The organism is Spiribacter halobius (genome assembly GCF_020883455.1).
Taxonomy (GTDB): Bacteria; Pseudomonadota; Gammaproteobacteria; order Nitrococcales; family Nitrococcaceae; genus Sediminicurvatus; species Sediminicurvatus halobius.
On record NZ_CP086615.1, the window covers coordinates 2,918,098 to 2,940,919 of the forward strand.

The 22,822-nt window shown below is 71.5% G+C and carries 24 protein-coding genes and 1 tRNA gene; 2 read left to right on the forward strand and 23 right to left on the reverse strand.

Features of this window, described 5'->3' with window-relative positions; genetic code table 11:
* Positions 1-155 precede the first annotated feature (155 nt).
* Positions 156-242 (forward strand) — tRNA-Leu (locus LMH63_RS13540).
* 209 nt (positions 243-451) lie between these two features.
* Here LMH63_RS13540 and LMH63_RS13545 read toward each other — a convergent pair.
* The 23 genes from LMH63_RS13545 to LMH63_RS13655 form a co-directional block, all read right to left on the reverse strand.
* On the reverse strand, positions 452-1,744 hold the full coding sequence (locus LMH63_RS13545; protein WP_109678865.1) for an adenylosuccinate synthase: 1,293 nt from the start codon (positions 1,742-1,744) through the stop codon (positions 452-454).
* 26 nt (positions 1,745-1,770) lie between these two features.
* Positions 1,771-2,976: an ATP phosphoribosyltransferase regulatory subunit gene (locus LMH63_RS13550; RefSeq protein ID WP_109678864.1), complete on the reverse strand. Its 1,206-nt coding sequence runs from the start codon at positions 2,974-2,976 to the stop codon at positions 1,771-1,773.
* A gap of 19 nt (positions 2,977-2,995) precedes the next feature.
* Positions 2,996-3,181: a DUF2065 domain-containing protein gene (locus LMH63_RS13555; RefSeq protein WP_109678863.1), complete on the reverse strand. Its 186-nt coding sequence runs from the start codon at positions 3,179-3,181 to the stop codon at positions 2,996-2,998.
* A gap of 58 nt (positions 3,182-3,239) precedes the next feature.
* Positions 3,240-4,115, reverse strand: a complete 876-nt coding sequence (gene hflC / locus LMH63_RS13560; RefSeq protein ID WP_109678862.1) for a protease modulator HflC — start codon at positions 4,113-4,115, stop codon at positions 3,240-3,242.
* Entirely contained in the window at positions 4,115-5,350 is a 1,236-nt protein-coding gene (gene hflK / locus LMH63_RS13565) for an FtsH protease activity modulator HflK (protein ID WP_109678861.1), read from the reverse strand. Before hflK ends, hflC begins: the two co-directional genes overlap by 1 nt.
* A gap of 133 nt (positions 5,351-5,483) precedes the next feature.
* The gene (gene hflX / locus LMH63_RS13570; RefSeq protein WP_229332796.1) at positions 5,484-6,800 is read right to left on the reverse strand and encodes a ribosome rescue GTPase HflX; all 1,317 of its coding nucleotides are present in this window, start codon (positions 6,798-6,800) and stop codon (positions 5,484-5,486) included.
* Between the two features lie 37 nt (positions 6,801-6,837).
* Complete coding sequence (gene hfq / locus LMH63_RS13575; RefSeq protein ID WP_109678859.1) at positions 6,838-7,089, reverse strand: RNA chaperone Hfq; 252 nt, start codon at positions 7,087-7,089, stop codon at positions 6,838-6,840.
* Positions 7,090-7,212: 123 nt separating this feature from the next.
* Positions 7,213-8,151, reverse strand: coding sequence for a tRNA (adenosine(37)-N6)-dimethylallyltransferase MiaA (miaA, locus tag LMH63_RS13580; RefSeq protein WP_109678858.1), 939 nt, complete (start codon positions 8,149-8,151; stop codon positions 7,213-7,215).
* A 5-nt stretch (positions 8,152-8,156) separates the two neighbouring features.
* Positions 8,157-10,007, reverse strand: coding sequence for a DNA mismatch repair endonuclease MutL (mutL, locus tag LMH63_RS13585; protein WP_109678857.1), 1,851 nt, complete (start codon positions 10,005-10,007; stop codon positions 8,157-8,159).
* A 94-nt stretch (positions 10,008-10,101) separates the two neighbouring features.
* Positions 10,102-11,367 carry an N-acetylmuramoyl-L-alanine amidase gene (locus LMH63_RS13590; protein WP_109678856.1) on the reverse strand — a complete coding sequence of 422 codons (1,266 nt, stop codon included), beginning with the start codon at positions 11,365-11,367 and terminating at the stop codon, positions 10,102-10,104.
* A gap of 475 nt (positions 11,368-11,842) precedes the next feature.
* Positions 11,843-12,298: a tRNA (adenosine(37)-N6)-threonylcarbamoyltransferase complex ATPase subunit type 1 TsaE gene (gene tsaE, locus LMH63_RS13595; RefSeq protein WP_109678855.1), complete on the reverse strand. Its 456-nt coding sequence runs from the start codon at positions 12,296-12,298 to the stop codon at positions 11,843-11,845.
* A complete protein-coding gene (locus tag LMH63_RS13600) occupies positions 12,295-13,776 on the reverse strand; it encodes an NAD(P)H-hydrate dehydratase (RefSeq protein ID WP_109678854.1) in 1,482 nt (493 codons plus the stop codon). Before LMH63_RS13600 ends, tsaE begins: the two co-directional genes overlap by 4 nt.
* An 84-nt stretch (positions 13,777-13,860) precedes the next feature.
* Complete coding sequence (locus LMH63_RS13605) at positions 13,861-14,994, reverse strand: RNA-directed DNA polymerase (RefSeq protein ID WP_109678853.1); 1,134 nt, start codon at positions 14,992-14,994, stop codon at positions 13,861-13,863.
* A gap of 326 nt (positions 14,995-15,320) precedes the next feature.
* Complete coding sequence (gene avd / locus LMH63_RS13610; RefSeq protein WP_229332600.1) at positions 15,321-15,638, reverse strand: diversity-generating retroelement protein Avd; 318 nt, start codon at positions 15,636-15,638, stop codon at positions 15,321-15,323.
* 38 nt (positions 15,639-15,676) lie between these two features.
* The gene (locus tag LMH63_RS13615; RefSeq protein WP_109678851.1) at positions 15,677-16,720 is read right to left on the reverse strand and encodes a phage major tropism determinant; all 1,044 of its coding nucleotides are present in this window, start codon (positions 16,718-16,720) and stop codon (positions 15,677-15,679) included.
* A complete protein-coding gene (locus LMH63_RS13620; protein ID WP_109678850.1) occupies positions 16,720-17,052 on the reverse strand; it encodes a hypothetical protein in 333 nt (110 codons plus the stop codon). Before LMH63_RS13620 ends, LMH63_RS13615 begins: the two co-directional genes overlap by 1 nt.
* Positions 17,052-17,360, reverse strand: a complete 309-nt coding sequence (locus tag LMH63_RS13625) for a hypothetical protein (protein ID WP_146205216.1) — start codon at positions 17,358-17,360, stop codon at positions 17,052-17,054. The genes LMH63_RS13620 and LMH63_RS13625 overlap by 1 nt, the downstream gene beginning before the upstream one ends.
* Positions 17,361-17,378: 18 nt before the next feature.
* Positions 17,379-17,960 (reverse strand): YmfQ family protein, encoded by a 582-nt coding sequence (locus tag LMH63_RS13630; RefSeq protein ID WP_109678849.1) that lies wholly within the window; start codon positions 17,958-17,960, stop codon positions 17,379-17,381.
* Positions 17,951-19,009, reverse strand: coding sequence for a baseplate J/gp47 family protein (locus LMH63_RS13635; RefSeq protein WP_109678848.1), 1,059 nt, complete (start codon positions 19,007-19,009; stop codon positions 17,951-17,953). The genes LMH63_RS13630 and LMH63_RS13635 overlap by 10 nt, the downstream gene beginning before the upstream one ends.
* On the reverse strand, positions 19,009-19,458 hold the full coding sequence (locus LMH63_RS13640; RefSeq protein ID WP_109678847.1) for a phage GP46 family protein: 450 nt from the start codon (positions 19,456-19,458) through the stop codon (positions 19,009-19,011). The genes LMH63_RS13635 and LMH63_RS13640 overlap by 1 nt, the downstream gene beginning before the upstream one ends.
* Positions 19,455-20,051 carry a phage baseplate assembly protein V gene (locus LMH63_RS13645; protein ID WP_109678846.1) on the reverse strand — a complete coding sequence of 199 codons (597 nt, stop codon included), beginning with the start codon at positions 20,049-20,051 and terminating at the stop codon, positions 19,455-19,457. The genes LMH63_RS13640 and LMH63_RS13645 overlap by 4 nt, the downstream gene beginning before the upstream one ends.
* Positions 20,048-21,088 (reverse strand): phage baseplate assembly protein, encoded by a 1,041-nt coding sequence (locus LMH63_RS13650; RefSeq protein WP_109678845.1) that lies wholly within the window; start codon positions 21,086-21,088, stop codon positions 20,048-20,050. The genes LMH63_RS13645 and LMH63_RS13650 overlap by 4 nt, the downstream gene beginning before the upstream one ends.
* Entirely contained in the window at positions 21,081-22,238 is a 1,158-nt protein-coding gene (locus LMH63_RS13655; RefSeq protein ID WP_109678844.1) for a DNA circularization protein, read from the reverse strand. The genes LMH63_RS13650 and LMH63_RS13655 overlap by 8 nt, the downstream gene beginning before the upstream one ends.
* 44 nt (positions 22,239-22,282) lie before the next feature.
* On the opposite strand from LMH63_RS13655, the gene LMH63_RS13660 reads away from it, so the two are divergent.
* Complete coding sequence (locus LMH63_RS13660; protein WP_109678843.1) at positions 22,283-22,822, forward strand: hypothetical protein; 540 nt, start codon at positions 22,283-22,285, stop codon at positions 22,820-22,822.

The following is a 22,822-nucleotide window of genomic DNA, read 5'->3' on the forward strand; positions in this document are numbered from 1 at the left end:
GGGAGATGGACTTCCGGATGGAGCGTGGGTTGTCAAGAGTGAGCGCAGGATACGTCATCGCCTGTTTCCTGCAAACGCCGACGCGACGCGCCGTTGACACCCCCCTGCCCCGACTGTAATCTCTGCGCCGCTGTGCCGGGGGCTCCCCGCACAACGCCGAGGTGGCGGAATTGGTAGACGCGCTAGCTTCAGGTGCTAGTGGGCGAAAGCCCGTGGAGGTTCAAGTCCTCTCCTCGGCACCAGACATGAAAAAAGCGGGCCTTGAGCCCGCTTTTTTCATGTCTGGTGCAGTTCAAAGTTCGAAGTACAAAGTTCAAAGACGGCCTCCGCAACGCATTGAAGCGCGAACGGCGCCGGAGTCCGCCGCGAGCGTTTCGGTGGGAGCCTTTGAACTTTGACCTGAGAACTCCGAACTGTGCGCCGGCACCCGTTTGATTGAGCGGCTTCGCGCTCAATCAAACGGGTGCCGGCGCACGATGGTCTCCATCCGATCCGCCCCCGTGGAGACGATGTCCACCGGCACGCCGCAGAGCGCCTCGATGCGGTCAAGATAGGCGCGGGCCTCGGCGGGCAGGTCCTCGTCCCGCTGGATGCCCAGGGTGGAGCACTTCCAGCCCGGAAGCTCGATGTATTCCGGGTCGCACTCGGCCAGGGCCTCGGCGCCGCTCGGGAGGTGGTCACAGGCCTTGCCGCCGCAGCGGTAGCCGACACAGATGCGCAGGGTGTCCAGCTCGTCGAGGACGTCCAGCTTGGTCATGCACAGTCCCGAGATGCTGTTGATCTGCACCGCCCGGCGCAGGGCCACGGCGTCGAACCAGCCGCAGCGGCGCGGGCGGCCGGTGGTGGCGCCGAACTCGTGGCCCCGGCGGGCCAGGTGCTCACCGAGCTCGTCGGCGAGCTCGGTGGGGAACGGGCCTGCCCCGACCCGCGTGGTGTAGGCCTTGGTGATGCCGAGCACGTAGTCCAGCTCGCGCGGGCCGACGCCGCTGCCGGTGGCGGCGGCCCCGGCGGTGGTGTTCGAGGAGGTGACGAAGGGATAGGTGCCCTGGTCGATGTCCAGCAGCGTACCCTGGGCACCCTCGAACAGCAGGTTCTCGCCGGCGGCGCGACGCTCGGCGAGCAGGCCGGCGACGTCTGCCACCATCGGCTCGAGCAGGCCCGCCACCTGCAGGCACTCCTCCTGGATGCGCTGAAAGTCCTGCGGCGGCTCGCCGTAGAAGCGCTGCAGCACGAAGTTGTGGTAGTCCAGCAGCTCGCCCAGCTTGGCGGCGAGGCGCTCGCGGTGGAAGAGATCCTCCACGCGCACGCCGCGCCGGGCGACCTTGTCCTCGTAGGCGGGGCCGATGCCGCGGCCGGTGGTGCCGATGGCGGCCTTGCCGCGGGCGCGCTCCCGGGCCTGGTCCAGGGCCACGTGGGAGGGCAGGATCACCGGGCAGGCCGGGCTGATGCGCAACCGCTCGCGCACCGGCACACCGGTACCCTCCAGCGCCTGCATCTCGCTCACCAGCGCCTCGGGGGAGAGCACCACCCCGTTGCCGATGAGGCAGAGCACGTGCTCGCGAAGGATCCCCGAGGGGATGAGGTGGAGCACCGTCTTGCGGCCCTCAATCACCAGGGTATGCCCGGCGTTGTGGCCGCCCTGGAAGCGCACCACCGCCCCGGCGCGGTCCGTCAGCAGGTCGACGATCTTGCCCTTGCCCTCGTCGCCCCACTGGGAGCCGACCACCACAACGCTCTTGCCCATCTTCGCGCCAGCCCCTCTGGATTCCGTCACTCGATCGGTTCGATCCGCCAGTGTCCGCTGCCGTCCGCCCGCAGCACACGGTCGCAGCCCATGGCGACGGCCTCCTGCTCGTGCCCCGGCAGCAGCCAGATCACGCGCTCGCCCTCGGCCCGCAGGGCGCGCACGCGCGCCAGCAGGGCCGCGTCGCCGCGCCAGGGCGCGCCGATGGCGGCCGGCTGCGGCGCCGCCTCCGCGGCGGCCAGGCGGTGCAGCGCCTTCAGGTCGGTGCTGAACCCGGTGGCCGGGCGGGCCCGCCCGAAGACACGGCCGATGTCGTCATAGCGCCCGCCCCGGGCAAGCTCGGCGCTGTGCCCCGGCACGTAGGCGGCGAACACCACGCCGGTGTGATAGCGATAGCCCCGCAGCTCGCCGAGGTCGAAGTGCAGCGGCACGCTCGGCAGCCAGCGCTCCAGCGCCGAGGCCACCGACCAGAGTGCCTGCAGCGCCTCGCGCACCGGCGCGGCAGCCCCGGCGAGCTCGCCGTTGGCATGCTCCAGCACCTCGACGCCGCCGGCAAGGCCCGGCAGCGCCGCGAGCCGCCGGCGCACCGCCTCGGGCATCTCGAGCTCGCCGAGCAGCGTCTCGATCTCGGCCGTGGCCTTGCGCTGCAGGGCGTCCCAGAGCCGGATCTCGGCCTCGTCGTCAAGCCCCGCCTCCGCGGCGAGGCCGCGGAATATGCCGACGTGGCCGAGGTCGAGGTGGACATCCTGGGCGCCCGCCGTGGTCAGGATCTCCAGCATCAGCGCGATGATCTCGACGTCGCTCTCGATGCCGGCGTGGCCGTAGAGCTCGGCGCCCATCTGCAGCGGGTTGCGGCTTCCGGTGGGACCGTCCGGCCGGGTCTGCAGCACGGTGCCCGTGTAGCACAGCCGCACCGGGCAGTCGCGCCGCAGCTGATGGGCATCGATGCGCGCGGCCTGGGGCGTGATGTCCGCGCGCACGCCCATCAGGCGCCCGGTGAGCTGATCGGTGAGCTTGAAGGTCTGCAGGTCCAGATCGTGGGCCACGCCGGTGAGCAGGGACTCGAGATACTCGATGGCCGGCGGCATCACCAGCTCGTAGCCCCAGCGCTCGCAGGTGGCGAGCACCTGCTGGCGCAGCTGCTCCAGGCCGCGGGCCGCCGGTGGCAGCAGCTCTTCCACGGCGTCCGGCAGCAGCCAGGGATCGTTGCGGCCGTCGTACGGTTGGCTCATGTCGTTTCCCCTGCCCCGCTCAGCGGACGAGATAGAGCAGCAGCAGCCCCGCAAGCATGGTCACGAGACCCGTGGTGCGCAGGGTCTTGTCGTTGTGCTGCACGATCTGGAACAGCGCACGCCGCATCCCCCGCGGGCTCAGGAACGGCAGGATACCCTCGATCACCAGCAGCAGGGCGAGCGCCGTCAGCAGATCTTGAATCATGGGGATCCCGGTGGCCGACCCGATGGGCGGCACGGGGGCCGCCCATCGGGTCGGGGATTCACTGGTCCAGGGTTTCGACCTGGTCGAAGTAGCGGAAGAACTCGGAGTCCGGCGAGAGAATGAGCAGGTCGTCCTCGTTGGAGAACGTCTGCTCATAGGCGCCCAGGCTGCGGTAGAAGCGATAGAACTCGCGGTCGCCGCTGTAGGCGTCCGCGTAGATCTCGGTCGCCCTCGCGTCGGCCTCACCACGCATCATCTCGCCCTCGCGCCGGGCCTCGGCGACGATCACCGAGCGCTCGCGATCCGCCTCGGCGCGAATGCGGGTGGCCTGCTCCTGGCCCTCGGCCCGGAATTCCCGGGCGACCCGCTCCCGGGCCGACACCATGCGGTTGTAGACCGACTCGCTCACCCCCTCCGGCAGGTCCACCCGGCGGATGCGCACGTCAAGGACCTGAATGCCGAGGGAAAGCCCGGCGGCTCCCGCCTGCTCGGTGAGGATGTTCATGATCTCGGCGCGGTCGCCGGAGATCACGTCCTGCACCGTGCGCCTGCCGAACTCGTTGCGCAGCCCGTCCTGGATGATCTCCGAGAGCCGCAGGTTGGCGCGGCGCGGATCGGCGCCGACGGTGACGTAATAGCGCTCGACATCGCCAACCCGCCATTTCACGAACGAGTCCACGATCACGTTCTTCTGCTCGATGGTGAGGAAGCGCTGGGGCTCCTCGTCCAGGGTCTGCACCCGGGCGTCCACCTTGCGGACGTTGTTGACGAAGGGGATCTGGAAGTAGAGCCCCGGCTCGAAGTCGGTGCGCACCACCTCGCCCAGCCGGAATTTCAGCGCCTTTTCAGTCTCGTGCACCTGGAAGGCACCGAAGTACAGGCCTCCCAGAACCAGCACGACGATCACGCCGACGACGGAGAGGATTCGATTCATCAGCGCGTCTCCCGCATCCGCAGGCGGCTGTTGCTGGTGCTGCTGCCGCCGCTGCTCTGGTTGCCGGCGGCGGAACCGCCAGCGCGTGCGCTCTCACCCTGGGAGCCGGAGCCCTCACCGCCGCTCGAGCCCGAGCGGAGCATGCGGTCGAGCGGCAGGTACATGAGCGGCTGGCTGGAATCGACGTCGATCAGCACCTTGCCGCTTCTGCCGAGCACCCGCTCCATGGTGTCCAGGTAGAGCCGGTCGCGGGTGACGTCCGGTGCCTGCCGGTACTCGGCCACCAGCTGGGTAAAGCGGCTGGCGTCACCTTCGGCGCGGTTCACCACCTCCGCCTGGTAGGCCTGGGCCTGCTCCAGGATCTGTGCCGCCTGGCCCTGGGCCTGCGGAATCACCTCGTTGCGGTAGGCCTCGGCCTGATTGATCAGCCGCTCGCGATCCTCGCGTGCCTGGATGGCATCGAGGAAGGCGTCCTGGACCTGCTCCGGCGGCTGCACGTCCTGGATCACCACGGCCACGACTTCGATGCCGGCGAAGTAGGCGGACATTACCTCCTCCACCAGCTCCCGGGTGCGGTTGGCCACCTCGGCCCGTCCCTCGGTGAGGACGAAGTCCATGTTGCGCTTGCCCACGATCTCGCGCAGGGCGCTCTCGGTGACCTCCTTGAGGGTCTGCTCGGGATTGACGAACTCGAACAGGAACTGCGCCGGATCCCCCACCTCGTACTGCACCGCGAGCTGGACGTTCACGATGTTCTCGTCCTCGGTGAGCATCAGCGCCTCGGAGAGCACCGGGCGTGTCTGGTTGGGCGCCACCGCGTCGTAGCCGACCGTGATGGTCCGCCGCTCGGAGACGTTGACCGTCTGCACCGACTCGATCGGATAGGGCAGATGCCAGTGCGGCCCGGGCTGGTCGGTGCGGACGTAGTCACCGAAGCGGGTCACCACGCCACGCGTGCCCTCGTCGACGATGTGGATGCCGGAGACGAGCCAGCCGAGGACGAGAAGACCGACGATGACGCCGACCCCCTTGGCCCCAGGGCCGCCGCCACCACCGCCACTCTGCTCGCCATCGCCGCCACGGCGACCGCCGCGGCCGCCGAACAGGCCTTCCAGCCGCGAGCGCAGCTTGCGGATCACCTCGTCCAGGTCCGGCGGCCCTTGATTGCCGCGCCCCCCGCCGCCGCCACCGCTCCAGGGGTCGCGGTTGCCACCGCCGGGTTCATTCCACGCCATTGAGTGCTCTCCAGCTTCGGAGTGTTGCCGCCGCCGGGGTCGGCGCCCTGCCGGGCGCCTCGCCGGGCCCAGGGGGCGGCGGAGGTTGACGGGGATCCCGTCCCTGCGGAACGGAACAAGCAGCCGCCGGATTCTAATGAGCGTTGACCGCTTCAGGCAAGGCGGGTTCGGCCATCGGCTCGAGCTGCGCGCTCAGACCTTCGTGGCGGTAGAGGCGTTCCAGCTCCCGGCGGGGCAGCACCACGGCCAGGCGCACGCCCCCGGTGTCGGTGATCGTCTCCTCCAGCACCTCGCCGAGCTGGTAGAAGCGAGCCCGCAGTCGCCCCTCGCCCGGGCCGAGCTCGACCACGCCCCGCGCCTGTGCCGCGCTGAGGCGTTCACTGATGGCGGTAATGAGCGCCTCGATGCCGGCGCCGCTGGCGGCCGACAGCCACACCGCCACCGGTCGGCCGCTGTCGTCGCGCTCCACATGGGGGTCGCCGCCGGTGAGGTCGACCTTGTTATAGACCCGCAGCTGGGGCACCTCGTCGGCGCCCAGCTCGGCGAGGACGGCATCCACCTCGGCAGCGTTGTCGTCGCGGCCGGGGTCGGAGGCGTCGATGACGTGCAGCAGCAGCTCGGCCTCCACCACCTCTTCCAGGGTGGAGCGGAAGGCCGCGACCAGCTGCGGCGGCAGATCGCGGATGAAGCCGACGGTATCGGCCAGCACCGCGGCCTCGCCGCCCGGCAGATCGAGCCGGCGCAGCGTGGTATCCAGCGTGGCGAAGAGCTGATCGGCCACGTAGACGCCCGCCTCGGCCACCCGGTTGAACAGCGTCGACTTGCCGGCGTTGGTGTAGCCGACCAGCGAAATCGCCGGCAGCTCCCGGCGCCGGCGGGCCTGGCGGCCCTGCTCGCGCTGGCGGCGCACGCGCCCGAGACGCTTCTCCAGCTGCTTGATCCGACCGCCGAGCAGGCGGCGGTCCATCTCGAGCTGGGTCTCGCCCGGGCCGCGCAGGCCGATGCCGCCCTTCTGCCGCTCCAGATGCGACCAGCCGCGCACCAGGCGGCTCGCGATATGGCGCAGCTGGGCGAGCTCCACCTGCAGCTTGCCCTCGTGGGAGCGGGCGCGCTGGGCGAAGATGTCGAGAATGAGGCCGGTGCGGTCGAGCACGCGGCACTCGAGCTCGCGCTCGAGGTTGCGCTCCTGGGCGGGGCTCAGGGCGTGGTTGACCAGCACCAGATCGCCGCCGGCGTCGGCCAGCGCCGCACGGATCTCCGCCACCTTGCCGGGGCCAACGAAGGTCCGCGGATCCGGGGCGCGCCGGCGGCCGTACAGACGCCCGACCACTTCCGCCCCGGCCGAGGCGGCCAGCGCCTCGAACTCGGAAAGCGCCTCCGCCGGATCGGTGCGGCCGTCTTCAGGCTGCACCAGCAGTGCCCGCTCGCCGCCCTCGGGGCGCTCGAACAGCTGCGCGGGCGCGGTGGCAGCGCCCGGCGCGCTGCCGCTATTCGTTGCCGGGTTCCTGGGCGCGCTCATCCTGAAGGAGAGGCCTCACGTTGCGCGACGGCACGATGGTGGAGATGGCGTGCTTGTACACCATCTGACTGACGCTGTTGCGGAGCAGGATGACGAACTGGTCGAACGACTCCACCTGACCCTGCAGCTTGATGCCGTTGACCAGATAGATGGACACCGGGATCTTCTCCTTGCGCAGGGCGTTGAGGAACGGCTCCTGTAGTGACTGCCCTTTGGCCATCTCGGTGACTCCTTGCTCTCACGAGGCCTGTTGTTGTTGTGCCCGGCGTCCTGATGATCCATCCCATCAGGGCGCCGGGCAGGGGCGCTGGCACCTTCCACCGCCATGCTCCCGGTATTGGGGTCACTCTAGCATGCGCGCAAGATGTTCCCGAACCCGATTTTGCAGCGCCGCATCGTCGCCGTCGAACCACGTGACCGCCGCCTCCCGGCGCAGCCAGGTGAGCTGCCGCTTGGCGAACCGGCGGGTCGCCGCCGCCCCGCGTTCGAGCAATGTCGCGCGATCGTAGGCCCCCTCCAGATACTCCCAAACCTGACGATACCCCACCGCCCGCAGCGCCGGCAGCTCGGGGCCGAGGTCGCCGCGTGCCCGCAGGCCCGCCACCTCCTCGATCAGCCCCTGCTCCAGCATGCGCCGGAAGCGCTCGCCGATGCGCCGATGCAGGACCGTGCGCTCCGGTGGAGCGATTGCCAGTTTGACGGGTCGCCCGGGTGATCGTTCCTGCCCCCTGCGCGCAAGCAGCGTGCTCGGGGCCTCGCCGGTGAGGGCGTGGACCTCAAGCGCCCGCTGGATGCGCTGGGCGTCGCGGGGATGCAGGCGGGCCGCGGTGGCCGGATCCACCGCCGCGAGCCGGCGATGCAGGGCCGGCCAGCCGTCGGCGGCGGCCTCGGCCTCGAGCCGCAGGCGCACCCCCGGATCCGCCGCCGGCAGCGGCGAGAGGCCCTGCAGCAGGGCCTGGAAGTAGAGCATGGTGCCGCCGACCAGCAGCGGAATCCGGCCCTCCCGCCGCACGGCGGCGATGGCGGCCAGGGCATCGTCGCTAAAGCGCGCGGCGGAGTAAGCCTCGGCCGGGTCGGCGATATCGATCAGCCAGTGCGGCGCCCGGGCCAGCACGGCGGGCGAGGGCTTGGCGCTGCCGATATCGAGCCCGCGGTAGACCATGACGGAATCCACGCTGATCAGGCCGAAGCGGCCGGTCTCCGCCAGGGCCACGGCGAGCTCGGTCTTGCCCGCGGCGGTGGGGCCCATGAGGCAGACCAGGGGGGCGTCGGTGTCGGCCATGCCGCTCAGCGGCCGCGCAGGAACAGGCGGTCGAGGTCGGCCATGCTGAGCCGCGTCCAGGTGGGGCGGCCGTGATTGCACTGGTCGATATTCGGGGTGCGCTCCATCTCCCGCAGCAGGCCGTCCATCTCCTCCCGGGTCAGGCGACGGTTGGCGCGGACCGAACCGTGGCAGCCCATGGTGGCGAGCACGCCGAGCAGCGCCTCCTGCACCCGGTGGCTGTCGCCGAGCTCGGCGAGGTCGGAGAGGACGTCGCGCACCAGCGCCTCGGGGTCCGCCGCCGCGAGCAGCGCAGGCACCTCGCGGACCCGCAGCTGCTCGGGCCCGGCCCGGTCCACCTCGAAGCCGAGGGCGCGGAAGGTGTCGCCGGCGGCTTCGGCGAGCTCGGCGGTGGCAGGCGTCACTGCCAGCGTCACCGGCACCAGCAGGGGCTGGCGGGCGATGCCGTCGGCCTCGAGCTGGCGCTTCAGCCGCTCGTAGACCACCCGCTCGTGGGCTGCGTGCATGTCCACCAGCACCAGGCCCTGCTCCGTCTCGGCCAGGACGTAGACACCATGCAGCTGCGCCAGGGCGTGGCCGAGCGGCGGTGCGGCGCCCGCAGGCGCTGCCGGGGCCTGCGCCGTGGCCGCCGCGGACGCGGCCGGCCCGTACAGGGCCCGGGCCTCTGCCACCGGCAGGCCGAGGGCGTGCTGACGGGGCGCCGGCGCCCCTGCTGCCGGCACGCCCGCACGTGACGGCATCGCCGGCTGCAGCATGCCCGGCGCCTGCCCGTGCCCCGGCGCCGCTACATCCGCCCCGTCATCCGCCGCGGCCGGCGCCCCGGCGCCGCCCTCCGCCAGGGCCCGCTGCACCTGGCGATGCAGCACGTCGAACACCAGCCGCCCCTCGCGGAAGCGGACCTCGTGCTTGGTGGGATGGACGTTCACGTCCACCTGCTCCGGGTCCATGGCGAGATAGAGCACGTAGGCCGGGTAGCGGTCCTTGAACAGGACGTCCGCATAGGCGCGGCGCAGCGCCTGGGCCACCAGGCGATCGCGGATCATGCGGCCGTTGAGATAGACATACTGCAGATCGGCCTGGGCCCGGGCGGCGGTGGGGAGGCCGAGCCAGCCGCTGAGGCGCAGCCCGGCGGCCTCGCAGTCGAGGCGCAGGGCGCGGGTGGCGAAGTCCTCCCCCAGCAGCTCGGTGAGCCGGCGCCGGGTGCCGGCGTCGTCCTCCGCGGCGCCGAGCTGCAGCACGGCGCGGCCGTTGTGCCAGAGCGAGAAGGCGACGTCCGGCCGGGCCAGCGCCATGCGCCGCAGCAGCTCGTGGACGTGCCGGAACTCGGTTCGGTCCGTGCGCAGGAACTTGCGCCGCGCCGGGACGTTGTGGAAGAGATCCCGCACCTCGACCGTGGTGCCCGGCGGGTGCGGCGCCGGCGCCGGATCGGCCGCCTGGGCGCCCTGCCCGGCCTCCAGGCGATGGCCGTGGTCCGCGCCGGCGGCGCGGGAGGTGAGCTGCAGCCGCGCCACCGAGGCGATGCTCGGGAGGGCCTCGCCGCGAAAGCCGAGGCTCGCGATGTGGGCCAGGTCGGCGAGCTCGCGGATCTTGCTGGTGGCGTGCGAGGCCACGGCCTCACGCAGATCCTCGGGCGGCATGCCGTGGCCGTCGTCGCGCACGCGGATCAGGCGCTTGCCGCCCCCCTCCACGGCCACCTCGATGCGCCGGGCACCGGCGTCCAGAGCGTTCTCCAGGAGCTCCTTCACCACCGAGGCCGGGCGCTCGATGATCTCGCCGGCGGCGATCTGATTGACCAGCTCCGGCGGCAGGCGGCGGACGCGCGGTATTGTCGGGGCGGCATCGGACATGGCCGCCATTATGGTGACCTCGCCCGCATCCGTCACCGATCCGCGGCTGCGGGCTAGGAGTCTGCGCCGTAGAACGTCTCCCGGCTGCGGCGCAGACTCCTGGTCAGGGGATTTGCAGGGTGCGCCCGGCCATGATGATGTCGTCGTCGAGGCCGTTGGCCTCGCGCAGGGCACTCACCGAGATACTATGCCGGCGCGCGATGCCGGAGAGGGTATCGCCGCGGCGCACCGTGTACTCGCCGCCGGCAAGGCGCAGCGCCGGCATGTGGTTCCGGGCATAGTCGCGCAGGCCCTCGAACAGCGCCTGGGCGAGCCGTTCCTGGTAGGCATCCGAGCGCAGACGCCGCTCCTCCTCGGGGTTGGAGATGAAAGCCAGCTCCACCAGCACCGAGGGGATGTCCAGCGACTTCAGCACGGCAAAGCCGGCCTTCTCGACGCGGCCGCCGTGGACATCGCCCACGCCGGCCAGCTGCCCGAGCAGGGCCTCGGCGAGCCCGGTGCTGGCCTCGATGGTGGCGGCCCGGGAGAGATCCAGCAGCACGCTGGCGAGCTGGTCGTCCTTGTCCTCCAGCGAGACACCCCCGATGCGGTCCGCCCGGTTTTCGCTGCGCGCCAGCATGCGCGCCATCTCGCTGGAGGCGCCGTTCTCGGAGAGCACGAACACCGAAGAGCCGCGCACCGTGCGCTGGTGGAAGGCATCGGCATGCAGGGAGAGGAACAGGTCGGCATTGGCCTCGTGAGCCTTCACCGTGCGCTCGCGCAGGCCGATGTAGTAGTCGCCATCGCGGATCAGCACCGCGCGTATGCCGGGCTGGCGGTCCACCAGCGCCGCGAGGCGTCGCGCCACGCTCAGCACGACGGTCTTCTCCAGCGTCCCCGCGGCACCGATGGCGCCCGGATCCTCGCCGCCGTGGCCGGCATCGATGGCGACGACGAAGGCGTCCCGGCTGTCGGCGGCGGTCTTCACCGGCGCCTCGCTGCCTCGGGGGCGCTCCAGATCCACCACCAGACGATGGCCGTAGGTCTCGTTCGGGCGTACCAGGAAGGTCTTGGGATCGCTCTCCTGGTTGAGATCGAGCACCACCCGCACGCCATCGCCGCGGCGTCCGGTGCGGATGCGCTGCAGCGGGCCCTCGTCGCGGATGCCGTCCACCAGGGCCGAATCGAGCCGCGTGTCGGCAAGGTCGAGCACCACCCGCTGTGGATCTTTCAGGGTGAACACACGGTGCTCCGGCGGCGCCGTGAGATCGAGCACGATGCGGGTGCCGTCCGGGCCGGTCCAGGTGCGGACGTCCCTCACGACGACCTCCGCAGCCGCCAGCCCGGGCAGAACGAGCAGCAACAGCAGCACGAGCCGGATTCTGTTCATGGACGTTCCCCCACGCGGCGCCTCTCCTGGGCGTGGCATAAGGCCCGCCGTTCCCCGCCCAGCCAGCCCGGATGTCTCACCGCCGGGCGGCGGCGGGCCCGTCGGGGACCAGTACACAGCCCCGGCTCTGAACCGCGGCTGAATGCGCCGGTGCCCGCCAGGCCGTCTTTCCTGACTCTCCGCGGTTGCGGGGGCGCATCGGTAAGAAAGACGGCCCGGTAGTATACCGTCAGTAAGACACACTGCGCGCGGATTTTCAACAATAATCCAAGCACAAATAGCGGGATAAGTGGATAACTTGGCAAACCGCGTGAGCCGAGGGCACAGGTGGTGGAGGCCCGCGCCGGCCAAGGGTTGCCGATCCTGTCCATCGCACTGTCCGGTCTCGGAGCCGCGGAGCAGGGACCCGCACCCATGCAGGCCCACGCCCACACGGGCCCGCTGAGACCTCACACCAGTTTCAATTCGGTTGGCGTCAGCCGGCCAGCGCCCGCCACGGGCCCGGGGCACCGCCGGCGGCGGTCAGCATGGCGCGGCGCCCGCCGGCCATCGGCTCGAGCCGCACGCTGAGCAGCGGCGCCGGCAGCACGCCCTCCCCCCGCTCCGGCCATTCCACCAGCAGCAGCCCCTCCGCGGTAAGCTCGCGGAGGCCGATGTACTCGAGCTCCTCCGGGTCGCCCAGGCGGTAGAGGTCGAGGTGGAAGACGCGCGCGCCCGAGCCGATCGCATAGGGCTCCACCAGGGTGTAGGTGGGGCTGCGTACCGGGCCGTCGTGCCCGGCCGCCCGCAGCAGCCCCCGGACCAGGGTGGTCTTGCCGGCGCCCAGATCCCCCACCAGGTGCACGCTGCCGCGCGCCGGCAGGCTCTCCGCCAGCCGCGCGCCCAGCGCCTCGGTGGCGGCCGCGTCCGCCAGCTCCACGACCCGGCTCAAGCGGGATTCACCACGGTGCGCAGCGCGGCAAACAGATCGCCGGCGAGCAGGCCGCGCTCGCCCCCCGCCGCCGCGGCGCGGTCGGCGGCGGTGGCATGCACCAGCGCGCCGGCGGCCGCCGCCTCGAACGCCGTCAGCCCCTGTGCCAGCAGCGCGGCGACAACCCCGGTGAGCACGTCACCCATGCCGCCGCTCGCCATGCCCGGGTTGCCGGCGGCGCAGACCGCACAGCGCTCGACGTCCGCCACCACGGTGCCGGCGCCCTTCAGCACCACCGCAGCGCGGTAGCGGCGGGCGATCTCCTGCGTCGCGGCGAATCGGTCCTGCTGGATGCTCGTCGTGTCCGTATCGAGCAGGCGGGCTGCCTCGCCGGGGTGCGGCGTCAGCACCCGCGGGCCGTCGGGCAGTGCCATCCCGGCCGACAGCAGACTGAGGGCGTCAGCGTCCAGAACCAGCGGCAGCCCCGCAGCCAGGGCCTCCGCGAGCAGCGCCCGCCCCCATGGGCCGGTGCCGAGCCCGGGGCCGCAGGCGAGCACCGTGGCCCGCTCCAGCAGGGGGGCGAGGGACTCGCCCTCCTCCACGCCCCGCACCATGAGCTCCGGACGCGCGGCGAGCACGGCCGGGACATGCGCCGGCCGTGTCGCGACGCTCACCAGCCCCGCCCCGGTACGGCCCGCCGCCTCGGCGGCGAGGCGCGCGGCACCGCCCATGCCGTGGTCGCCCCCCACCACCAGCACATGCCCGAACCGGCCCTTGTGCGCGGTCCGCTCCCGCGGCGGCAGCCGATCCCGCAGCCAGCCGTCACCGAGCAGCCGCGCCACGGGTGCCGGCGCATCGTAGACGCCCGGCGGCACCTGCAGGTCGTCGAACACCACCTCGCCGGTGTATGCCGGCGCGTCGCCCGTGAACAGCCCCTGCTTCAGACCGATGAAGGTCGGCGTCAGCGCGGCGCGAACGGCCACGCCCAGGACCGCGCCGGTCCGTGCGCTCAGCCCCGAAGGTACGTCCACCGCCAGCACCGGTCGGCCGGCAGCGTTGACGGCCGCAATGACCTCCCCAAGCTCTCCCGCCACAGGCCGGTCGAGGCCGGTGCCGAGCAGGGCGTCCACGACGAGGTCCGCACCGGCGAGATGTTCCGCATCGAAGGCCGTCGGCTCGAGCTGCTCACCGGCGCCACGGGCGGCCGCGGCGGCGCTGCCCTTCAGTCGCTCGATGGGCACCAGCGGGCAGAGGGTCACTTCCAGCCCGTCCTGGTGCGCGCGCCGGGCGATGACGTAGCCGTCGCCGCCATTGTTGCCGCCGCCACAGAGCACCAGCAGCCGCCGTGCGTCCGGGAAGCGCCGCCGCAGCAGGCGGTAGGCGCTGGCCCCTGCCCGCTCCATCAGCTGCTCGCCGGGCAGCCCATAGTCCTCTATGGCACGGCGGTCGAGCTCGCGCACCTGCTCGGGGGTGTAGAGGGCGTCAGGCAGCTCGCTCATGGCATTACGCACCGTCGCGTCTGCAGGGCAGCGTGGGACACTTGCCGGCGAATCACGCTGAGTTTCGAGTTTCGGGATTCAAGTTTACAGTGCCTGCATACCGATGGGCTCGGCGCACTGCCCGCTGTAACGCGCCACGTTGATTGCGACAGCGCGCCACGTTGATTGCGACACCGTAGCAGTGCCCTGTAAAGGCCGCTGAAAGACGGCTGCACCGAGGAGCTGGCGGCGGAGGTTCTCGGTGTCGGCGTGCTCGGCGTGAGCCACCCACGAGGCGATGCGCTGGCGGACCTCGGGGAGGGTGATCTCGCCACAGGCATAGCGCCACTGTAGCTCGCGCAGGCGGGCCTTCATGCGGCGGATGGAGTCGCGGCGCAGGAGGCGCTTGTGGGCCCAGATGCGGTAGCCGAGGAAGTTCACGCCGCGGGTGGCGGGCAGGACGCTCGTCTTGCTGAAGCGCAGCCCCAGGCTCGCGAGATTGGTTTCGAACGCGGCGCGCACCTGGAGCGCCTCGGTACGGCTCCTCACCAGCACCACCATGTCGTCCATGTAGCGCGCGTAGCGACGCAGGCGCAGATCCCGCTTCGCCCACTGGTCGATGCGGTTGCCGACGAGATTGGCGATCCACTGGCTGGTGAGGTTGCCCACCGGAATACCGCAAGGGTCGAGCTCGTCCGTGCCCGCGGTGCTCTGGATGATGCGGTCCAGGAGCAGGAGCGTGTCGGGGCAGCGGATCTTGTCGCGCACCACGGCCCGCGCGAGGCTGTGGCGGATCGAGGGGAAGTACTTGCTCACGTCCATCTTAAGCACCCACACCGGGCCGGTCGCCTGCATGCCGCGCAGCCACGACTGCACCCGGTTCGCGCCCGCGTGCGTGCCCTTGCCGACGCGGCAGGCGAAGCTGTCGGCGATCATCGCGCGGTCCCAGATCGGCCCGCAGACGCTGCAGATGGCGTGCTGCGCCACGCGATCGCGGTAGGGCGCGGCGAGGATCTCCCGGCGCTTCGGCTCGTACACCTCGAACGCGCGATAGCGGCCCGGCTGATAGGTGCCCCAGAGCATCTCCATTTGCAGCCGGCCGAGCTCCTCCCACAGCTGTGCTTCAAAGGCGAGTATCTCGTCGCGATTGCGCTTGCCGAGGCGCGCCTTTCGGTGGGCCGATATGAGGTTGCCCCAGTCGACGATCTGCCCAATTAGCCGCTTGTGTTTCGCACCCATTCTCGCTCCTTGAAAAGGGCGCCCGGCCAGGGTTTTCGCGCACGCTACTCGCGCTGACCGGGCTTTCGTCTTCGGCCCGGCTTGCGGCCGGGACCAGGACGGAACGGCTGACCCCTGTGGGGATCTCAGGTGACGGCGACCGCGGCGCCGCCCTCTCTGGGTAGTCGGGTCACAGACGCAGCGCAGGCCCACATTGCCATTCGCGTTCCACGGATTCGCATTCAAGTTGAGGCAGCGCGCACCGGCGTGCACGCCCTCGTCGAATTTGCCGCCGCCAATGAAGCAGCGCCAATCGGCGTCGAAACCCGCTCCGCCCTTTGCAACGATCACTTCAGGCGCTGCCGCCAGGCGCCGACCATCGCTCCGATCTCGGAGAGCTGCCCGGCGGCCTCGCCCACTCGCTTCGCGCCCAGCAGCCGGCGCTCGGCGCCGTGCCGCAGGAGCGCATGAAGATACCGGATCTGCTCGTCGGCCCGATAGACCTTGCTCTTCTGGCCGCTCGTCGCCGCCTCGATGAGGCGCCGCACGAGCTCCCAGAGGGCGGCCTCGAGCCGGACCGCGAAGCGGTAGCGCTGGTGCTTCGGGATCCGGTCGATCTGCGGGCCGAGGTCGGCGATCAGCCGCTCGGCCTTGCTCACGACCACGAGGCCCCGCTGCCGCGGGACCTCTTCAGGGCGCCAGGTCACAGGGCGTCACAGACGCAGCGCAGGCCCACACCGCCATTCGCGCCCCACGGATTCGCAGGCAAGAAGAGGCAGCGCGCACCGGCGTGCACGCCCTCGCCGAAGTTGCCGCCGCCAAGGAAGCAGCGCCAACCGGCGTGATAGACCTCGCCACGGGCAAAGGCCGAATCCTGCCCGACGTCGACGACCGTGCGATCCCAGGCAAACGTGCCGCCCAAATCGATTTGGTTATCCAGCCAGTCCCACAGGTTCCCAACGGCGTCCACGACGTTGAACATGCTCACCGCCTTGGCGACGCCGCCCGCGGTGGTCGGGCCGGTGTTGCTGGTATCCGACCAGGCGGTGTCGTTGTTGGCGTCCGCGCCCTGGGGCGCGCCCACGGCGTAGGTGAGGAACTCCTCGACGGTCGGCAGGCGCTTGCCGGCGTTGCGGGCGAGCACATGGAAGTCGACCCTGGCGTACACGTCGTCCTTGATCAGCGTCGCCCCGTACTGGCTCACCGGCACGTTCTCCGGCCAGGTGCCGCTGCCCTCGCTGTTCAGGTAGATGTCCACCCACAGCCGCCCCGGCACGACCTCCACCATGCCGCTCGGGTCGCACTTCGGGCGGTGCTGCAGGTCCCACACCGAGTTCGGCACGATCTGAGTCGCCGGCGAGTAGGCGCTGTCGTAGCGCTCCGCCACCGGGCGCACGCGGCCGTAGTGGAAGCCGCCGATCTTGCGGCTGGTGCCCGCCGTGTAGCCGGAGGGCACGGTCGAGTTCTTGCTCGCCAGCCACTGCGCGGTGCCGGAGGGGTCCGTGACGGCATAGATGTAGATGTCATCGCCGAGGGCCAGCGCGTCAAAGGTGCCATCGTTGTTGCCAGCCCCGAGCGGATCCCAGTCTGTCTGCGGCGCGAGCACGTACCCCTGGCTATTGCCGCCGATGTTGGCCATGCCCTCGGGCAGGTTCAGGGTGTCGCCCGTGCCCTTCTCGATGTGCCCCATCAGGGCGATGAACCCCGCGGCCTGCGCGGGGAGGATGATGCGGTCGCCGGATGCCATCAGCTGCTCTCCACGGTCGCGATGAGGTCATCCACCTCGGCCTCGGTGAAGCCCAGGCGGTGGATCAGTGCGTTCGGGTCGTCGGTGAGCCGGTGCTGGCGCCGGATGCCCTCCTCGTCGGTGAGCACGAGGTACTCCGGCTCCGGACCGTCCGGCTCCTCGCTCTCGGCGAGCGTGCGGTCGAAGGTGTAGGCCTTCTGGCGCTCCTTCAGCCCGCGCAGGAACGCGAGCCCCCGGCGCTTGTTGTCCTCGGTCGCCCAAGGCGTGCCGAGGAAGCTCACCAGGTACTCGACGTCGTAGCGGGTGGAGATGGTCTTGGGGTAGCCGTACATCAGACCTCCTCGAGTGCAAGCACGCCATCGACGACGATCACGCGGTAGTGCGTGCCCGCCTGCTCCTGGTCCTCGTGCTCGTGCACCGCGCGGCTGAGCTGGTCGAGGTCGGTGTGGTCGGGCGTGCGGCCCTTGTAGGTGATCACCCGGCGCAGCGCTTCGGTGACCATGTGATACCAATAGGCACCCGGTCTAGTCGCCGGGATGCCCTGCGTGGGATTGCCATCAGTGGGATACCCCACCGACGGATCCGTGAAGACGGCGGGTGCGGACGCTGCGGCGTCGCTTTCCCAGACTCTGTCGACCATGACTCTCTACAGCCTCCGTTATCCGTAGGCGAACAGCACGTCGGTGTGGGCCGGCTTGAAGCGCTCGATCACGCACTCGAGGCGCTCGTTGCCCCAGGTGGCGAGGGGCTCGTCCACGGTGCCGGCGACGGTGAGGTAGGTGACCGTCGACTCCGGCGAGCGCACGGTCCAGGCCCAGCGCCAGGTGTCACCCTTGATCGGGTGCGCCACGTCGTCGGCCACCGTATGCGGGTGGTGCTCCTCGATGGTGATCTCGTAGCCGAGCGCGGCCGCGAGCTCGACGTAGTAGTTGCGGCTCTGGCCGCCGGTGCCGATGAGCACGCGCACGAGCGCGGCGCGGCGCTCCTCGAGCGTCTGCTCGCCCGGCACGCAGGGATCGGGCAGGCCGGCGACGCGCTCCCAGTCGGCGAGCAGCTCGTAGGTGGTGCGGACGTCGGCTTCGTCGCGGAGCGTCTCGGCGCGGCCATCGGCCCGGGCGAGCTCGCCGGCGAGGGCCTCGAGCAGCTGCTGCCAGCGGCTGTCGGCGTCCGCGGGCAGCGCCTGACCCGGGGGCAGCAGTGCGTGGAGCGCCCGGCGGTAGTCATCGCGCGTCAGAGCCACGTAATCACCCCGAGCACGGCGATCTCATTGATCGTGTGGGTGACGTCCCCGGTCGGGCTCTGCAGCTCGTGGCGGCTCTCGCCGGCGGCGACGTAAATCACCCCGGAGAGCTGCTCGCGGTAGATGGTGCCGCCCGGCTCGGCGACGCGGGCGAAGAAGTCGTTCAGCGCGTCGGTGACGCGCTCGCGCACCTCGGTGCTGTCCGGCGTGAGCTTGATGGAGAGATCGAGCGGCGCCTCGGTGGGGGCCACCACGTAGAAGCCGGCCGTGACCGGGCGCTCGGCGTCGATGTAGTCCTCGATGGCGCCGGTCACCTCGGCCGGCGGGGTGATCGGGTCGAGCTCGTCGCAGACCGCGCGCACGGTGACGGTGCCGGGGTCGGTCTCCTGCGGATAGACCCAGGCGCGGGTCACGTCCGGGTGCGCCTCGAGCGCCCAGCGCTCGTAGTCGTCGCGGCTGCCGCCGTGCGGGCGGCGGCGGATGCGCTCGAGCAGCCGCTCGCGCAGGCGCGCGTCGCCCTCCTCGTCGGCGCCGCCGGTGAGCCCGCCGGCGGCCACCACCGCCTCGCTGTCGATGCCGGTGACGGCCGTGAGCAGGCGCAGCGTAGCGCCCTCGGCGAGGTTGCCATCCGCCCCAGCCTCAACGGCAGTGACGGCCACCGTGCCGGTGCCGGCCGCATCGAGGGTGAGCGTCGTGTCGGTGGTGTAGGTCTGCCCGGCGTCGGACTCGAGCTCGATGCCCGCGGGGAGCTCGGCGCCGGCGGAGCCGGTGACGTCCACATTGCCCGCTGCCGGGACCGCCGCTGCGCGGCTCAGTCCCCAGATGCCGGCCCAGCGCTCCAGGTGCTCGGCCTCGGCCGTGTCGATCATCAGCTGGCGGGCGAGCCAGTCGAGGTAGCCGTAGAGCCCCTGCACCGCGCCCGCCTCGGCGCTCGCGAGCACGCCGAGCAGCGAGCGGCGCAGCTCCGGCTGCGCGCCGGGCAGCCGCGCGCGGATGTCGGCGCGGATCCGCTCTATGAGCTGCTCGAGCGTGGGGCTCTGCCAGGGCATCAGAGGGCCTCCCAGACGTAGTCGTAGCGCTGCTCGACGGTGCCGCCGCCGCGGCGGCGGATCACCACCCGGAGGGTCAGCCACTCGGCGCGGAAGTCCTCGGCGGTGACCTCCACGCTCTCGGCGATGCCGTCATCGACGAGCCACTGCAGCGCCTCGCGTGCATAAGCCTCGGCCTGGCGGGCCACCGCGGGGAGCTCCTTCTCGCGCGCGAGCAGCCAGAGTCGCGAGCCGATGAGATCCTCCGACGGCTCGGACCAGGCGTCCGCCCACCAGCCGCGGCGGTCGCTACCGCCGTCGGGTAGCTCGTCGTCGGTATCGGCGCGGCGGTCGGTGAGCAGCGAGAGCACCACCGCGGTGCGCGGGCTCTCCTCGGCGGCGAGGTCGCCCGCCTCGAGGGCGATGTCCCGCCGGCCGTCGGCGTCCTGGATGAGGGCGATGTCGGTCACTTCGCCACCCCCGTATCCTCGGTGCCCGACTGCACGCTGCCGTGCACGTGCTGCTGCAGGCTGATCGCGCCCGCCTTCACGTCGCCGCCGGCGTCGATCGCGCCCTGCACGCTGAGGTCTCCGGTGACGGTGACGCTCGGGCTGTCGAGCGTCACCGAGGTGGTGGCCTGCACCGTCGCCGTGTCGCAGTCGGCCACCACATCGGGGGCGGTGACGTGCACCTGAGCGCCGCTGATGACCTCGATCACCCGCCCGCGCCGCATGCGGATCTCGTCACCCTCGTCGGTGTAGATCGCCACCTCGCCGGGCTGCTGGTCACGGCGGCGGTGGCGGCGGTCGTCCACGGCCACGGCCACCAGGTGCCCCCGAGCGCCGCCGACGGCGGCCGCGATCGCCTCGGCGCCCTCGAGCGGCCGGGAGCTGAAGCCGTACTCCTGGAAGCGCTCCATACGGGCCGTTTCACCGGCCAGCAGGCTCACTTGCACGACCTGGAGGCGCCGGGCGTCGTCACTGCGCCCGATCACCCCGCGGGAGACGATCAGCCGCAGCCGCCGCCAGATGGGCGCGAGCAGGCGCTCGAGCGTCTCCCTCATCCCCACGCCTCCTGCTCCGGCTGGGGCTCAGGCTCCGCCTCGATGTCCCACGCCTCCTGCGGCACCACGCGCAGCTCCGTGCGCTCCCCCTGGTCGTCCAGGCGGAATAGCACCCCCTCGATCAGCCGCCAGGCGTCGACGCCGAGCCAGGGGTCGCGCACCTGGACGAGATCGCCCGGGCGCCAGAGGCTCTCGCGATGCCGCCAGTGCGCGACCGTGTAGGTCACCCCGCGGCCGCGGGCGCGGCGCTTGCGCCCCTCCCACTCGGCACGCTGCCGGCAGCTCGCGGAGTCGACGGCGGTATCCGCCAGCACGAGCATCGGCCGGTAGCGGATGCCCGTATCCTCCGCGACGCCGTCAGGTCGCCGGGCAGAGTCGCCGCTCTGCCAGTCCTCAAGGGCGGGCTCCTGCCCCTCCACGATCACCCGCGAGAACCGATCCCGCACGCTGAACCGCCCGGCACCCGAGCGGATGTTCTCGCCGAGCACCAGCGCCTCGCGCAGCCGCGAGCGCGGCGGGCGGGTGATCACGAGCCGCCCCTGCGGGTCGGTCACCAGCAGCACCGCGCGGTAGCGCGCGAGCTGCTCGAGCGCCTCGTGGTAGGGCTGCCCCGGCTCCACAGCGGGCCGGCGCAGCGGCTCGCCGGTGTCCACCTCGACCACCACCTCGATGCCGAAGGGCTCGGCAATCTCCCGGGCCACCTGCTCGAGGCGGCGCGGCTGCTCCCAGGTCTCGCGCCGCCCGGCGCAGTCCACCAGGTCCGCCGTTAGCGAGCGCCCGGAGACGACGATGCTGTGCTGCTCGGCGTCGTAGCTCGGCAGCACGTCGTCGACGTGCCCGGTGATCACCCGCTCGCCGTCGATCTCCACCGTGCAGGCCGCGCCGGCCTGGATCGGCCGCGGCGCCTGGCCCTCGGCCCAGCGCTCGGTGAGCGATAGCTCGAAGCGGTCCGCCACCTGGTCGAGGCCGCGGCGGATCTCCACCTCGGTCCAGCCGCGGTGGCGGGTGCCGCCGATGACGAGCGCGAGCTCACTCACCGAGCACCTCCAGCTCCGTGCCCCCGGGCACCGCGCCCGGGTGGCGGATGCGGTTGCGGCGCACGATCTCGTCGGCCCTGCGGCCGTCGCCGTAGAGGCGCTGGGCGATGACCAGCGCCGGCAACGTCGCGGCCGGGGTGTAGTCGGTGAGCTCAGGCAGGGCCGCGCCGCGCTCGCGCAGGTCCTGCACGGCCGCCGCGCGGAGCTCCGCGAGCGCGCTCGCCACCACCGGCGGCGGGGGCGGGTCGGACTCGAGCTGCGTGGGCAGCCCGCCGTGCACGGTCTCGAGCGCCGAGACGGCATCCTGGCGGGTGTCGTAGCTCCAGGTGGCGCTCGCCGCCGCGCTCTCCACCGCCGCGCCCCGGCGCACCAGGCGCACGGCCGCGGTCTGTGCCTCGGCCTGCTTGCGCGCGCCCTCCGGCGCGGTGGCCGAGGCGGTGTCGGTCTCCCCGGCGGAGAAGAGGTTCTCGTAGATGAGCAGCGCCCGCTGCGGCTCCGTGATCCGGTCGCCCACCTCGGCGAGGCTCTCCAGCACCTGGGCGCCGAGCTCCGCGGGCGAGCGGATGAGCTCCGCCACCGGGCCGGCCACACCGCCCACGGACTCCTCGACGGCACTGAGCGCGTCCTGCAGCGCGCGCTCGATGGTGGCCACGCGGTCGGTGGCGAGGTCGAGGACGTCGTAGTGGGCCTCGAAGTCCGCCAGGAGCTCCTCGCGGGCCGCGGCGGCGGCGTCACCGACGCGCGCACGGGTATCCGCCACCGCCCGAGGCAGCCGGCCGGTATCCTCGGCCTCCACCACCGTGAGCGAGACGTTGGCGATGCCGCCCTCGCGGGTGGACTCGCGCACGCGGAAGGCGGTCACCACCACGCGGCGGCGGCCGTAGTACGGGTGCACAAGCTCGCCGGCGCCGGGGCGCTCGACGGCCTCGATCAGGCGGTCGCGCTGCAGGTCGTAGTCGTCGCCGATGACGAAGGCGTCGATGGTCCACTCGCGGGTGGCGCGGCCGAGGTCCTCGGCGTAGGGCTGGTCACGCAGCGGATACTCATGCACCTGCACACGCCGCCCGGCGGAGAATCCCGGCCGCTCGACGTGGAACTCGACCCCCCGGAAGGAGCCAACCGCAGTGTCGACTCGATCACGCCAGGTCACGGTGCTAGGCTCCAGACGCAGCTGGACGAACGGAGGCGACCGTCATGCGGCTCACTGCAACCCTGGCCACGGCCCTGCTGATGACTCTCTCCCTCGGGGCTATCGCAGACGAGGTCCCTATCCCCGGTAAACAGGAGCAGGTGATCCAGCTGGTCGACCTCTACGCCGAGCGCTACGCCAGCACCGATCACGACCTGCAGCGCTCCAAGCTCCGAACAGAGCGGGATCGCGCCATCGCCGAAGCGATTGGAGACGATGGCACTGTTCACGACTGGGTCGGGACGGTGATCGGCCTGCGCACCACCCGGGACGGCGCGGCCGCTGTTCTCATCGAGCTTGATGATCGTCTTGTCGTCGGTACCGCCCGTTATCGACTCGGGGACGAGCACGGCACTCTCATCGAGCAGAGCAGCCCGCTGTACGACATCCTCGCCGAGATCGAGAAGGGACAGACGGTGGTGTTCAGTGGCCGGATCGTGGGGATGCCCGACCGGCCTGAGCACGACTCGATGGAGCGAGCCGCCCTCCTGGTCAAGCTTGGATACGTGGCCGATCTGAGAGCGCATCAGGCCTTGCCCTTTTAA